Annotated in this window: 10 protein-coding genes; 4 read left to right on the forward strand and 6 right to left on the reverse strand. The window is 65.8% G+C overall.

Features of this window, described 5'->3' with window-relative positions:
- The first annotated feature begins 51 nt into the window (after window positions 1–51).
- The 4 genes from ACVINW_RS32585 to ACVINW_RS32600 all read left to right on the forward strand — a co-directional run bounded on the left by ACVINW_RS32585 (window position 52) and on the right by ACVINW_RS32600 (window position 3,936).
- A complete protein-coding gene (locus ACVINW_RS32585; RefSeq protein WP_456755057.1) occupies window positions 52–1,593 on the forward strand; it encodes a sensor histidine kinase in 1,542 nt (513 codons plus the stop codon).
- Complete coding sequence (locus ACVINW_RS32590; protein ID WP_456755058.1) at window positions 1,590–2,030, forward strand: response regulator; 441 nt, start codon at window positions 1,590–1,592, stop codon at window positions 2,028–2,030. The genes ACVINW_RS32585 and ACVINW_RS32590 overlap by 4 nt, the downstream gene beginning before the upstream one ends.
- Window positions 2,027–3,118 carry a sensor histidine kinase gene (locus tag ACVINW_RS32595; protein WP_456755059.1) on the forward strand — a complete coding sequence of 364 codons (1,092 nt, stop codon included), beginning with the start codon at window positions 2,027–2,029 and terminating at the stop codon, window positions 3,116–3,118. The genes ACVINW_RS32590 and ACVINW_RS32595 overlap by 4 nt, the downstream gene beginning before the upstream one ends.
- Before the next feature lie 140 nt (window positions 3,119–3,258).
- Window positions 3,259–3,936: a hypothetical protein gene (locus ACVINW_RS32600; RefSeq protein ID WP_456755060.1), complete on the forward strand. Its 678-nt coding sequence runs from the start codon at window positions 3,259–3,261 to the stop codon at window positions 3,934–3,936.
- A gap of 23 nt (window positions 3,937–3,959) precedes the next feature.
- Here the strand turns inward: ACVINW_RS32600 and ACVINW_RS32605 are convergent, their stop codons facing one another.
- From ACVINW_RS32605 to ACVINW_RS32630, 6 genes are read right to left on the reverse strand one after another with little or no spacing between them, the layout of a single operon-like run.
- Entirely contained in the window at window positions 3,960–4,298 is a 339-nt protein-coding gene (locus ACVINW_RS32605) for a BA14K family protein (RefSeq protein ID WP_456755061.1), read from the reverse strand.
- An 11-nt stretch (window positions 4,299–4,309) separates the two neighbouring features.
- The gene (locus ACVINW_RS32610) at window positions 4,310–4,621 is read right to left on the reverse strand and encodes a hypothetical protein (protein ID WP_456755062.1); all 312 of its coding nucleotides are present in this window, start codon (window positions 4,619–4,621) and stop codon (window positions 4,310–4,312) included.
- 8 nt (window positions 4,622–4,629) lie between these two features.
- The gene (locus ACVINW_RS32615; RefSeq protein ID WP_456755063.1) at window positions 4,630–6,114 is read right to left on the reverse strand and encodes an efflux transporter outer membrane subunit; all 1,485 of its coding nucleotides are present in this window, start codon (window positions 6,112–6,114) and stop codon (window positions 4,630–4,632) included.
- Window positions 6,115–9,399 carry an efflux RND transporter permease subunit gene (locus ACVINW_RS32620; protein ID WP_456755064.1) on the reverse strand — a complete coding sequence of 1,095 codons (3,285 nt, stop codon included), beginning with the start codon at window positions 9,397–9,399 and terminating at the stop codon, window positions 6,115–6,117.
- Window positions 9,400–9,402: 3 nt separating this feature from the next.
- A complete protein-coding gene (locus ACVINW_RS32625) occupies window positions 9,403–12,510 on the reverse strand; it encodes an MdtB/MuxB family multidrug efflux RND transporter permease subunit (RefSeq protein WP_456755065.1) in 3,108 nt (1,035 codons plus the stop codon).
- Complete coding sequence (locus ACVINW_RS32630) at window positions 12,507–13,736, reverse strand: MdtA/MuxA family multidrug efflux RND transporter periplasmic adaptor subunit (protein ID WP_456755066.1); 1,230 nt, start codon at window positions 13,734–13,736, stop codon at window positions 12,507–12,509. Before ACVINW_RS32630 ends, ACVINW_RS32625 begins: the two co-directional genes overlap by 4 nt.
- Between the last annotated feature and the right edge of the window lie 220 nt (window positions 13,737–13,956).

Genomic DNA, 13,956 nt, shown 5'->3' on the forward strand with positions numbered 1-13,956 from the left:
ATTGGCTTTCCACGGGGACGCATTGAATCCCACTCCGGTAAAGAGACCGTCGTGACAGCAGTTTCACGACGCCGCTCTACCCTACAGGTCCTGCTGCTCTCGGCGGGATTTTTCGTGCTGGTCGCGATCAGCGTGGCCTCGGTCCTGCTGGTCAACAAGGCGCGCGAGGACAACGCCCTGGTCGTCCACACGGTCGAGGTCGAGAACGCGGTTGCCAATCTGCTGTTTGACGTCAGGCGCGCCGAAAGCGCGACCCGGGCGTATCTGCTGACGTCGGCACCGCAATACCTGTCAGAATACCAGTCTGCCGCCGCGGGCCTCCCGGCCACGCTCGGTCATCTGCAGATGATGACCGTCGATAATCCGGTGCAGGTCGCCAACGCCGCGAGGCTGAAGGCCGCCGTCGAACAGCGGCTGGCCGACTTCACCCTCAGCATCGAGCGGGTCCAGAACAACGACACGGCGACCAGCATCGACGTCCTGCGCAAGGGTACGTCGGGCGATGCGACGGAGGCGATCACGCGGATCGGCCGCGACATGCGCGCCGAGGAGGATCGCCTGCTGGCGATGCGCACCGCAACCGCTGACAGGACCCAGGTGCTGGCGTCGTCCGTCACCATCGCCGGCTCCTGCATGGTGCTGGCGCTCGCCGCCCTCTCGGTCGTGCTGCTGCGGCACTCCTCGCGGGCGCGCGACGAGGCCGAGGCCAAGCTGCGCGACAGCAACGTCAACCTCGAAACCATCGTCGACGAGCGCACCGCGGACCTGCGCGAGGCCAACGAGGAGATCCAGCGCTTCGCCTATATCGTCAGCCACGATCTGCGCTCGCCGCTGGTCAACATCATGGGCTTCACCAGCGAGCTTGAGGAGCTGCGCGGCGACATCTTCAAGCGCATCGCCACGCTCAATCGCACCGCGTCGCTGGCACCGGCGATGCCGGAAGACGCCACCGACGTGGCCGAGCCCGAGCTCGAAGGCTCCGACAAGCAGCTGTCCGACGACTTCAACGAATCGATCGGCTTCATCAAATCGTCGATCGCCAAGATGGACCGCCTGATCAGCGCGATCCTCAATCTGACCCGCGAGGGCCGCCGTGAGTTCAAGCCGGAGCGGATCGATCTGCGCGAGCTGATCGACGGCATCGTCAAGACAGTCGCCCATCAGGCGGTCGAGGCCAATGCGACCGTCGAGGTCGGCACGCTGCCGAATATCGTCAGCGATCGCCTCGCGCTGGAGCAGATCTTCTCCAACCTGATCGACAATGCGCTGAAGTACCTCAGGGACGGCGTTCCCGGCGAGATCTCGATCGAGGGCCGCACCAAGCTGGGCTTTGCGATCTTCGAGGTCGCCGACAACGGCCGCGGCATCGATCCGAAGGACCATCAGCGCATCTTCGATCTGTTCCGCCGCGCCGGAACCCAGGACAAGCCCGGCCAGGGCATCGGACTTGCCCATGTCCGCGCACTTGTGCGCAGACTGGGCGGCACCATGTCGGTAGCATCGGAACTTCACAACGGCAGCACGTTCACGATCACGCTGCCTATCAAATGGTCAGACAAGAACTTAAGCAAGAACCGGGATAAGGCATCATGAGCGATCCAGTCACCATCATCATGATCGAGGACGACGAGGGCCATGCCCGCCTGATTGAGCGGAATATCCGGCGCTCAGGTGTCAACAATGAGATCGTCCCGTTCAGCAACGGTACAGAGGCGGTGAACTACCTGTTCGGCAAGGATGGCAGCGCGGTCGAGCGCAAGGGCCAGGCCCTGCTCATCCTGCTTGATCTCAATCTGCCTGACATGACCGGCATCGATATTCTGAAGCGGGTCAAGGAGAACAAGCATCTCAAGTCGACGCCGGTGGTCGTGCTGACCACGACCGACGACAGCCAGGAGATCAAGCGTTGCTACGAACTCGGGTGCAACGTCTACATCACCAAGCCGGTGAACTACGAAAGCTTTGCCAACGCCATTCGCCAGCTTGGCCTGTTCTTTTCCGTGATTCAGGTGCCGCCAGCTTCGCTATGACCAGCGCAACGCCGACACTGCTCTATATCGACGACGACGCGGCGCTGGCGCGCCTGGTCGAACGCGGGCTGACGCGCGCGGGCTACAAGGTCGTGCACGCCGCAAGCGGTCAGGAGGGTCTCGACCGGCTTGCCCAGGGCGGCATCGACGTCATCGCGCTCGATCAGGTCATGCCGGGCCTCGACGGGCTGGAGACGCTGGAGCAGATCCTCAAGATTGCCGACGCCCCGCCGGTGGTGTTCGTCACCGCCTCGCAGGATTCGGCGATCGCCGTCACCGCGCTGAAGGCCGGTGCGGCGGACTATCTGGTCAAGGACGTTAGGGGCGACTTCATCCCCCTGCTCCAGGTCGCGGTGAACGGCGCGATCCGTCAGGCCGAGATCCAGAGGGCACGCGACGAAGCCGAGGCCGAGGTGCATGCCTCGCGCGACCGCTACGCCGCGCTGGCCGCAGAGCGCGAGGTCCTGCTCCGCGAGGTCAACCATCGCGTCGGCAATTCGTTGCAGATCATCGCCTCGCTGCTGCATCTGCAGGCCAACTCCGCGAGCCAGCAGGACGTCAAGGCAGCGCTGACCAATGCGATGGGTCGGGTCGCCGCCGTCGCGCAGGTGCACCGCCGCCTCTACACCTCGCACGATTTCAAGACGGTGATGCTCAACCAGTATCTCGAAGCGCTGCTCGAGGATCTCAGGCGATCGGCCGAGGGCAACAAGATGTCGCGGCTGACGCTCAACGCCGCCCCGGTCGAGATCGATCCCGACCGCGCCGTCGCGATCGGCATCATCGTCAACGAGCTGGTGATGAACGCCGTGAAATACGCCTATCCGGACGGCGCCGGCCCGATCCATGTCGAGCTGAAGCCGCAGGGCGACGACGTGCAGCTCGCGATCAGTGATGAAGGCGTGGGCTATTCCGACAAGGCCGACCCGCGCGGCACCGGCATGGGCCAGCGCATCGTCGCGGCGATGGCCGCCAAGCTCGACGCCAGCGTCGAGCGCGACCCGGCCCACAACGGCACCCGCTTCGTGGTGCGGTTCGCCCGCGTCAGCCCGGCCCTGGCTAAATCGACAAGCGCCGCCGCGAGCTAGCCGGATTGATCGATTTGTCGCGTTGCCCTTAACGGCTGCGTCACCCTGTTGCTCGATCGCGGCCGCCGGCCCTGACCCATTAAGGGAAATCTCGGCATTGTTTGCCAGGCTTTTCCCCCAACTTGGCAGGAACGGCAGACATGTTCGGGCGCAGGGTGGTTTTCGGAAAGAAGCAGGAGACCTTGGGCGCGCTCAAGGAGCCCGAGCGTCCGGCACCGAACCGCGACGTCGCGGCGCCTGCGTTTCACAAGAAGCAATGGGACGATCCGCGGATCGGGCCGATGCTGCGTGATGCCGGTTTCGCGCCTGACGACGCCGGCAGCATCGCGCCGACGGCGGACAATCGGCTCGCCGTGTTCGCCGCGGCCAACAAGCGGCTACAGGAGCGCACCGAGGCCTTCAACCGCGACATGACGGCGCGCCACGGCCACTGCAACGCGGTGCCGTTCCTGGTCATCGACCAGAAGATCTGGGACGGGCCGCATGGCGCGTTTCTCTACGCGCAGATGGATCTGATCGGCTACGACGAGTGGAACGTGATCATGCTGGCGTCAGATCCGCAGACCACGGCGTCATGCGGCCTGGCCGGACATCCCGGCTTCCTCCCGGCCGTGACGCAGACCATGATCGAGCATGTGATCGAATGGAAGGCGCGGCACAATGCCCTGCTCGAGACGTTCGGAATCGTCGCCTCCGGTGATCGCGACATCGCACACGATGAATATGAGATGGAAAAAGACACGCTGCGCCGCGAGATCATCGACAAGGTCGGCTGGATGAAGCGGCGCATCATCGACGACCTGCTGCTCAGAGGCTAGCGTCACGTGCCTCCCCGAACGCCTCAATCGTGCCGGTCGCGGTGCCGCCGCGTGCGATACGGCCGGCAATCCTGACATGGCGTGCCGAAGATCACCTGCGAGGGATACGGCTGCGCCGAGTGATAGGGCGTCGAGCCGAACAGGCCGGCCGCGCCGAAGCCCGCGCTGAAGGGATCGGCGGCAAAGCTGCCCGGAAACGAGCCGTTGCTGCGGAAATCGCGATCGTCATTCCTGCCGTCGAAATACGCTCCCCCGGTGCTGCCGTAGCGCAGCGGCCGTTGCGGCGCCAGGTCCTGGGCAGAGGCAGCAGCCGTGCCAAGCGCGATGGCGGCGCAGGCGATCAGTGCTCTGGTGGCGGTCATCGTCCAGGTCCTCATTGCGGATTGGTCCCCCAGTCGCCTTTCCAGGCGATCAGGCGCCCCTTGCCGAATTGCAGATAGAGCCCGTCGCTCCGCCGCGACAGCACGCTGCCCCTGACATTGGGCAGCGCCACGAACAGCTCGTTGCCCCGCGTGCCGCGAACGTAATTCAAGGGAACACCGAGCGACTGGCTGGCCTGGTCGGCACTCATGCCGAAGGCCAGCGGAACGCTGTTGGGTGGCCGCTGCTGCGCGTGGGCCGTGCCGGCAGGCGCGCCCAGCGCGACGATGAGGGTCATGACGGAAGCTGTGACGAACCGCTGCATGACCGACCTCATGGCACTGCCGCCGCGAGCGTGCCGGCGGGCGTCCAGCCGCCGCCGAGCGCCTGGAACAGGCTGCTCGCCGCCAGCAGCTTGTTGAGCCTGACCGTGACCAGATTGTTTTCGGCGGTGAACAGCGTCTGCTGCGCCTGCAGCACCGTGATGAGATTGACCGTGCCGCCACGCAATTGCGTCTCGGCGACCTCGAATGCCTTGCGCGAGGCGGCGACGACGTCGGATTGCAGGCGCTCCTGCAACGTGTACTTCTGCAACGCGATCAGCGCCTTCTCGACATCGGCGAAGGCCGACAACACGGCCTTGCGATAGGTCTGCAGGTATTGCAGTTGCTGGCCCTTGGCGAGCTTGAACTGGCTCTCCAGCAGGAAGCCGTCGAACAGCGGCTGGGTCAGGCCGGCGGCCAGCGTGTAGTACCAGGCGCCCGGCGCGAACAGCGAGGCCAGCGCCGCGCTCTGGAAGCCGGTGGTGCCGGTCAGCTGGATCTGCGGGAAGAACGCCGCGCGCGCCGCATCGACGCTGAAATTGGAGGACGCGAGCTGCGCTTCGGCCTGACGGACGTCAGGCCGCTGGTAGAGCAGTTCCGACGGCAGCCCGGGCGTGACCCGCGGTACGGCGATCTGCGTGGTACTGCCGCCGCGGACCTTGAAATCGGCCGGCGCCCGCGCCACCAGCACCGCGAGCGCCGCGGTGTTCTGCCCGACCGTCACCTCGAGCGGCGGGATCGCGGCACGCTGCGTGGCGACCAGCGCCTCCTGCTGCGACAGGTCGAGCTGCGAGGCGGTGCCGCCGGCGAATTGCGACTTGATCAAAGCCAGGATGCGCTCGGCCGCCGCCAGGTTGCGGCGGGTGACCTTGATCTGATCCTGTGCGGCCAGCACCTGGAAATAGGTATTGGCCACCGTCGCCATGGTGGTGAGCGCGACCACCTCGCGATTGTAGCGGGCGCTGGTGGCGCTCTCTTCCGAGGCCGACAGCGTCGCGCGGTTCTTGCCCCAGAAATCGACGATGTAGCTCGCGCTCAGTCCGAGGCTGTACTGCGAGAACGTGCTGCCCGCGGCGAGCGACGAACTCGATCCCGCCGCCACCCGCTGGCTCTCGGCATTCGCCGATCCGGAGATCGACGGCAGCAGCGCGGCGCCGGACACCCCGACCTGGGCGTCGGCCTGCACGATCTGGGCGATCGCCACCGCGATATCGAGATTGTAGAGCTGCGCGGATTCCATCAGCCCGGTCAGCTCCGTCGAGCGGAAGCCGCGCCACCAGGCCAGCGCCGGAACGGCCGCGTCCGCATCGCCCTTGGCCGCGGTCTTGTAGCTCGCCGGCACTTCGAGACTGAGCTCGGGTTTCTCCACCCCGGGGATGCAGCCGGACAGGCCGACGCCCAGCCCGAGGCCGAGGCCGACGAGCGCCGCCCCGCGCAGGAACCGGACCGGCTTTCGCAATATTTCAAGACTTCGCAACGCTGCACCTGTCGGCATTTACGCGCCCGGTTGAAGTGAGGAGCCCGGCATCCGCATGGCGCCGCCGCGGCGAACGCGCAGGGCCCAAAGGCGAAAGCGGTCGAGATAGAGATAGATCACGGGCGTCGTGTAGAGCGTCAGGACCTGGCTCAGGATCAGGCCGCCGACGATGGCGATGCCGAGCGGCTGCCGCAGCTCGCCGCCGTCGCCCATGCCGATCGCCAGCGGCACGGCGCCGAGCAGCGCGGCCATCGTCGTCATCATGATCGGACGGAAGCGCAACAGGCTGGCCTCCCTGATCGCCTCGAGCGGCTCGAGCCCGCGCCCGCGTTCCGCCTCGAGTGCAAAGTCGATCATCATGATGGCGTTCTTCTTCACAATGCCGATCAGCAGGATGACGCCGATCAGCGCCATGATACTGAACTCGGTCTTGAATGCCATCAGCGCCAGCAAGGCGCCCACACCTGCCGAAGGCAGTGTGGACAAGATGGTCAGCGGATGGACGTAGCTCTCATAGAGCACGCCGAGCACGATGTAGATCGTGATGATCGCGGCCAGGATCAGGAACGGCTGGTTGTTGAGCGAGTCCTGGAAGGCCTTGGCGGAGCCCTGGAAGGTGCCCCGGATCGTCGCCGGGACGCCGATCCGGTTCATGGTCGCCTCGATGCTGGTGACCGCGGTGCTCAGCGACACGTTCGGCGGCAGGTTGAACGAGATGGTGTTGGCGACCAGCAGGCCCTGGTGATTGACCGCCAGCGGCGTGGCGCCCTGCTTGAAGGCCGCGACCGCCGAGAGCGGGATCATGGTCTCGCTGCTGGTCGAGACCGCCGACCCGGTCGAGGCCGCGCCCTTCCCGGTCGAGCCGATCGAATTGGTGGCCTGGTTGCGCGCGGCCTGGGCGTTGGCCGAACTGGTTGCGCTCGAGGTTCCCGGCGCCACCACGGTGCCCGCCACCGCGTTGGTCGATTGCGACCCGCCGACCGATGCGCCCGAGGTGCTGATATAGACGTCCTTCAGCGTCTCCGGGTTCTGCCAGTAGCGTGGCGCCACCTCCATGATGACGTGGTACTGGTTGCGCGCGACATAGATCGTCGACACCTGGCGCTGGCCGAAGGCGTCGTAGAGGGTATTGTCGATCTGGCTGACCGTGATGCCGAGCCGCGCTGCGGCGTCGCGGTCGATCACGAGGTCGGACTCCAGGCCCTTGTTCTGCTGGTCGCTGTTGACGTCGGCGAGGTTCGGATCGCGCTGCAAGGCTGCCGCGATCTTCGGCGTCCAATCGTTGAGCTCCTCCAGCGTCGAGCCCTGGAGCGTATACTGATACTGCGCGTTCGACGCCCTGCCCCCGACCCTGATGTCCTGCACCGCTTGCAGGAACAGGGTCGCGCCGGGCACCACCGACATCTGGCGGCGCAGCCGCGCGATCACGCCGTCGGCGCCGAGCTTGCGCTGATCGAGCGGCCGCAGCGACACGAACACGAAGCCGGAATTGGTCTGCCCGCCGCCGGTGAAGCCGACCACGGTCTCAACAGCCGGATCGCGCTTGATGATGCCGACGAACTGCGCGAGCTTCTGCTGCATCAGCTGGAACGACACGCTCTGGTCGGCCTGGATCGAGCCGACCAGCCGGCCGGTGTCCTGCTGCGGAAAGAAGCCCTTCGGGATCACGACGTAGAGATAGCCGGTCAGGGCGATCGTGACGAAGAAGATCAGCACGACGCTCAGCGGATGTTCGAGCGCGCCGGTCAGCGTCCTTCGATAGAAGCCCAGCATCGCATCGAAGAAGCGTTCGCTGAGCTGATAGAGCTTGCCGTGACCACCGCTGTGCGGCCGCAGCAGCACCGCGCACATCATCGGCGTCGTCGCCAGCGAGACCGCCAGCGAGATCAGGATCGAAATCGAGATCGTCACGGCGAATTCGCGGAACAGGCGGCCGATGATGCCCGACATCATCAGGATCGGGATGAACACCGCGATCAGCGAGATGCTCATCGACAGCACGGTGAAGCCGACCTCGTTGGCGCCCTTCAGCGCCGCCTCGAGCGGGCTCAGGCCCTGCTCGATGTATCGGGTGACGTTCTCCAGCACCACGATGGCGTCGTCGACCACGAAGCCGGTCGCCACGGTCAGCGCCATCAATGACAGATTGTCGAGGCTGTAACCGAACAGGTACATCGCCCCGAAGGTCGCGACCAGCGACACCGAGACCGCGACCACCGGGATGAAGGTGGCGCGTGCGCTGCGCAGGAACGCGAACACCACGATGACCACCAGCAGCACCGCGAGGATCAGCGTTCGCTCGACATCCCTGAGCGAGGTACGGATGGTGGTCGAGCGGTCCACCGCAAGGCCGATGTCGATCGCCGGCGACACCGACGCCTGCAGCTGCGGCATCAGCGCCTTCACCAGGTCGACGGTCGAGATGATGTTGGCGTTGGGCTGGCGGTAGAGGATGACCAGCACGGCCGGCTTGCCGTCGGCCAACCCGGCATTGCGCAGATTTTCCACGCCGTCGGCCACCTCGCCGACGTCGGAGAGATGGACCGGTGCACCGTTGCGGTAGGCCACGATCAGCGACCGGTAATCGTCGGCCTTGTTGGCCTGGTCGTTGGCGTAGACCTGGTAGCGCTGCTCGCCGACATCGATGCCGCCCTTGGGGCTGTGGGCGTTGGCGTTCGACAGCGCCGCGCGCACGTCTTCCAGGCCGATGCCGTATTTGTAGAGCGCCTGCGGGATCAGATCGACGCGGACGGCAGGGAGCGAGCTGCCGCCCACCACGACCTGGCCGATGCCCTCGACCTGCGACAGCTTCTGCGCCAGCACCGTGGAGGCCGCATCATAGAGATCGCCGCGCGTCAGCGTGTCGGACGTCAAGGTCAGGATCAGGATCGGCGCGTCGGCCGGATTGACCTTGCGGTAGGTCGGATTGCTGCGCAGGCTGGTCGGCAGATCGGCCCGCGCCGCATTGATCGCGGCCTGCACGTCGCGCGCCGCGCCGTCGATGTCACGGTTGAGGTTGAACTGCAGCGTGATCCGGGTCTGCCCGACCGAACTCGACGACGTCATCTCGCTGACGTCGGCAATCTGGCCGAGATGCCGCTCCAGCGGGCTTGCCACCGTGGTCGCGACGTCCTCGGGGCTGGCGCCGGGCAGCGTCGCCTGCACCGAGATGGTCGGAAAATCCACTGCCGGCAGCGGCGACACCGGCAGCTTGAAGAACGCCACGATGCCGGCCGCCGCAAGCCCGAAGGTCAACAGCGTGGTGGCGACCGGCCGACGGATGAATGGCGTTGACGGACCCATGGCTCAACGCGACCCGCTCGCCTCGCCGACCGCGTCCGCCCGCCCGGCGAACCGCAGCGCCAGTCGATCGAACCAGAGATAGATCACCGGCGTCGTGAACAGGGTCAGCAGCTGGCTCACCAGGAGGCCGCCGACGATCGAGATGCCGAGCGGATGCCTGAGTTCGGAGCCGGCGCCGCTGCCGATCATCAGCGGCAGCGCGCCGAGCACGGCTGCCATCGTCGTCATGATGATCGGCCGGAACCGGAGCAGGCAGGCCTGGTAGATCGCCTCCCGCGGCGGCTTGCCCTCGTTGCGCTCGGCATCGAGCGCGAAGTCGATCATCATGATCGCGTTCTTCTTCACGATGCCGATCAGCAGGATGATGCCGATGATCGCGATGATCGTCAGATCCTGCCCCGCCATCATCAGCGCCAGCAACGCGCCGATGCCGGCCGACGGCAGCGTCGAGAGGATGGTCAGCGGATGGATGAAGCTCTCGTAGAGCACGCCGAGCACGATATAGACCGTGATGATCGCCGCCAGGATCAGGAACAGCTGATTGGACAGCGAGGACTGGAAGGCCAGCGCCGCGCCCTGGAAGCTCGTGATCATGCCGAGCGGCTGGTTGATGTCGGCCTGCGCCTGCTTGATCGCGGCCACCGCGCCGCCGAGCGAGGCGCCCGGCGCGAGGTTGAACGAGACGGTTGCCGACGGGAACTGGCCAAGATGCGAGACCTGCAGCGGCGCGGTCTCCACCCGCATCTTGGCCATGACAGACAGCGGCACCGGCGTCGTGCCCACCGATGACGGCAGGTAGATCGACGACAGCGAATCCAGCGAATTCTGCAGCGACGGATCGGCCTCGAGGATGACGCGATACTGGTTCGAGTTGGTGAAGACGGTCGAGACGATGCGCTGGCCGTAGGAATCGTACAGCGCGTTGTCGATCGTCGCCGGCGTGATGCCGAACCGCGCCGCCTGGTCGCGGTCGATGTCGACGAACACCGACAGCCCCTGCGCCGAGATATCGCTGGTGACGTCGCTGAGCTCGGGCAATTCGCGGAGCTTGTCGACCAGCTTCGGCGTCCATTCCGCGAGCTCGTTCGGATCGGCGTCCTGCAGGATGAATTGATACTGCGTGCGGCTCACCGTGCCCTCGATGGTGAGGTCCTGCACCGGCTGCATGTAGAGCGCGATGCCGGTCAGTTCCGCGGTGCTCGCCTTGATCCGGTCCATCACCGTCGACACATTGGCCTTGCGCTGCTCGTGCGGCTTCAGGTTGATCAGGATGCGGCCGCTGTTGAGCGTGGTGTTGGTGCCGTCGACGCCGATGAACGACGATAGGCTCTCGACGTCAGGATCTCTGAGGATCGCGCTGGCGAGCCGCTGCTGCCGCTCGGCCATCGCCGCATAGGACACCGATTGCGGCGCCTCGGAGATCGCCTGGATCACGCCGGTGTCCTGCACCGGGAAGAAGCCCTTGGGGATCACGACGTAAAGCAGCGCGGTCAGGCCAAAGGTGGCGAGCGCAATCAGCAGCACGAAGGTCTGGCGATCGAGCACCCAGTTCAGCATCCGGCCGTAGATCGCGATGACATGATCGAAGCCTTCCCGGCTGAGCCGCTGGAAGGTGTTCTCGCGCGCCATGCTCTCCGGCTTCAGCAGTTTGGCGCAGGCCATCGGCACCAGCGTCAGCGACACCACGGCGGAGATCAGGATCGTGACCGACAGCGTGATGGCGAACTCGCGGAACAGGCGGCCGACCACGTCGCCCATGAACAGCAGCGGAATCAGCACCGCGATCAGCGATACCGTCAGCGAGATGATGGTGAAGCCGATCTGCTCGGAGCCGCGCAGCGCCGCCTCGAGCGGAGATTCGCCCTCCTCGATGTAGCGCGAGATGTTCTCGATCACGACGATGGCGTCGTCGACCACGAAGCCGGTCGCGATCGTCAGCGCCATCAGCGACAGGTTGTTGAGGCTGAAGCCGAACAGATACATCGCGCCGAGCGTGCCGACCAGCGACAGCGGCACCGACAGGCTCGGGATCAGCGTGGCCCGGGTCGAGCGCAGGAACACGAAGATGACCAGCACGACCAGGATCACAGCCAGCGACAGTTCGTATTCGACGTCGCGCACCGAGGCCCGGATCGTGATGGTCCGGTCGGTCAGGATGTTGAGGTCGATCGCGGCCGGCAGTGTGGCTTGCAGCTGCGGCAGCAGGTCCTTGATGCCCTGCACGACCGAGATGACGTTGGCGCCGGGCTGGCGCTGGATGTTGAGGATGATCGCCGGCGTCTCGTTCATCCAGGCGCCGAGCTTGTCGTTCTGCGCGCCGTCGACGACGTTGCCGACGTCGCTGAGGCGGACCGGCGAGCCGTTCTTGTAGGCGATGATCAGCGAGCGGTAGTCGCTGGCGTTGCGGATCTGGTCGTTGGCATTGATGGTATAGGCGCGCATCGCGCCGTCGAAATTGCCCTTCGGCGTATTGACGTTGGCGTTGCCGAGCGTGGTGCGGAGATCGTCGATGTTCAGCCCGTAGGCCGCGAGCTTGCGGATGTCGGCCTGGATCCGCACCGCAGGGCGCTGGCCGCCGCTGATGCTGACGAGGCCGACGCCGGGCAGCTGCGAGATCTTCTGCGCCAGCCTTGTGTCGACGAAGTCCTGCACCTGGGTCAGCGGCATGGTCTTCGAGGTCAGGCCAAGCGTCAGGATCGGCGCGTCAGCCGGATTGACCTTGGCGTAGATCGGCGGGGCCGGCAGGTCCGTCGGCAACAGATTGCCGGCGGCGTTGATCGCGGCCTGCACCTCCTGCTCGGCGACGTCGAGCGAGATCGACAGGCCGAATTGCAGCGTGATGACGGAGGAGCCGGCCGAGCTCACCGAGCTCATCTGGTTCAAATTCGGCATCTGGCCGAACTGCACCTCGAGCGGCGCGGTCACCGACGAGGTCATCACGTCGGGGCTGGCGCCCGGATAGAAGGTCTGCACCTGGATGGTCGGATAGTCGACCTCGGGCAGCGCCGCGACGGGCAGGAAGCGGAACGCCAGCATGCCCGACAGCATGATGGCGATCATCAGCAGGGTCGTCGCCACCGGCCGCAGGATGAATGGCCGCGACGGGTTCATTTCTTCTGCCCGTCCTCGGACCGCTTGTGGTGGCCGCCGCCGGGATCGGTGCCGTCCTTGCCGTCACCCTTCGCAGTCCCGTTCGCGGCACCCTTGGCATCCCCCTTGGCCGCAGCGGCCGGGTTCGCGGCGTCGGCGGCGGAACGCACCACGATCTTAGCGCCCTCGCGCAGCTTGTCGGCACCGTCGATCACGACGCGATCGCCGGGCACCAGCCCCGACAGCACCTCGACACGGTCGCCGTCGGTGACGCCGATCTTCACCGGCCGCACCGAGACCGTGCTGTCGGCGTTCACGAGATAGACGAAGGTGCCGGGGACGCCGCGCTGGATGCCGGCGGTCGACATCGTGGTGGCGTCCTTGTGGGTATCGAGCAGCAGGCGGACGTTGACGAACTGGTTCGGATACAGCGTGCGATCGCCGTTCTCGAACTGCGCGCGCAGCTTGATCGTGCCGGTGGTCGCATCGATCTGGCTGTCGAAGGTCTGCAGCGATCCGTCGGCGAGCTTGTTGGCGCCGCTGCGGTCATAGGCCGCCGTCGGCATCACGGCGCCCTCCTTCAGTCGCTTCTTCACCGCCTGCAGATTGTCCTCGGGCAGCGTGAACAGCACGCTGATCGGCTCGAGCTGCGTGATCACGACGAGGCCGTTGGTGTCGCCCGGCGTCACGTAATTGCCGAGGTCGACCTGGCGCAGTCCGACGCGGCCGTTGATCGGCGACACGATGTGGCAATACGCCAAGTTCACTTCAGCCGATTTCACGGAGGCACGGTCGGCTTCCACCGTGCCCTGATACTGCGCGACCAGCGCGATCTGGGTGTCCAGCGTCTGGTGCGGCACCGCGTTCTGGGTGGCGAGGCCCTGGTAGCGCGTGAGGTCGACCTGCGCACCCTTGAGCTGCGCCTCGTCGCGCGCCAGCGTGCCCTTCGCCTGCGCCAGCGTCGCCTCGTAAGGCCGCGAATCGATCTCGGCGATCAGGTCACCCTTCTTGGCCTCATCGCCCTCCTTGAAATCGATCTTCATCAGGTAGCCGCTGATCTGGCTCCTGATCGTCACGGTCGCGAGCGACGTCACGGTGCCGAGCGCATTCAGGCTGACGCCGATATCGCCCTTGCCGACCGTCTCCGGCACGATCGACATCGGCCCGGCGTTGCGCCCGCCTCCGGCCTGCTGTGGCGCGGCCTGCTGCCGCGTCCACCAGACGATGCCGGCAAGCACCGCCAGCACGAGACATCCTGTCAGAATCCCCGGCCAACGCGACGCTCGCCTGACTGGTCCAGGTGCGATGATCGACGGGTCTTTGATCTGCTGGTCCATAACCTGCCCACGAAGAAACACGAACGAGCTCGCGCGGCTCTATGTGTCCCCTGAAATCCGCGCGCCCCACATCCGAGAAAGCATTTTGAACGCTTCCGTCCGACAAAGCGCGTTAAGAATCGGAAAGGAT

The organism is Bradyrhizobium sp. USDA 4461 (assembly GCF_054055655.1).

Bases quoted from the DNA above. Each gene is read 5' to 3' on its own strand.
- ACVINW_RS32590 (WP_456755058.1), top strand. From the start codon at position 1,590: ATGAGCGATCCAGTCACCATCATCATGATCGAGGACGACGAGGGCCAT.
- ACVINW_RS32595 (WP_456755059.1), top strand. From the start codon at position 2,027: ATGACCAGCGCAACGCCGACACTGCTCTATATCGACGACGACGCGGCG.
- ACVINW_RS32600 (WP_456755060.1), top strand. From the start codon at position 3,259: ATGTTCGGGCGCAGGGTGGTTTTCGGAAAGAAGCAGGAGACCTTGGGC.
- ACVINW_RS32605 (WP_456755061.1), bottom strand. From the start codon at position 4,298: ATGACCGCCACCAGAGCACTGATCGCCTGCGCCGCCATCGCGCTTGGC.
- ACVINW_RS32610 (WP_456755062.1), bottom strand. From the start codon at position 4,621: ATGCAGCGGTTCGTCACAGCTTCCGTCATGACCCTCATCGTCGCGCTG.
- ACVINW_RS32615 (WP_456755063.1), bottom strand. From the start codon at position 6,114: ATGCCGACAGGTGCAGCGTTGCGAAGTCTTGAAATATTGCGAAAGCCG.
- ACVINW_RS32620 (WP_456755064.1), bottom strand. From the start codon at position 9,399: ATGGGTCCGTCAACGCCATTCATCCGTCGGCCGGTCGCCACCACGCTG.
- ACVINW_RS32625 (WP_456755065.1), bottom strand. From the start codon at position 12,510: ATGAACCCGTCGCGGCCATTCATCCTGCGGCCGGTGGCGACGACCCTG.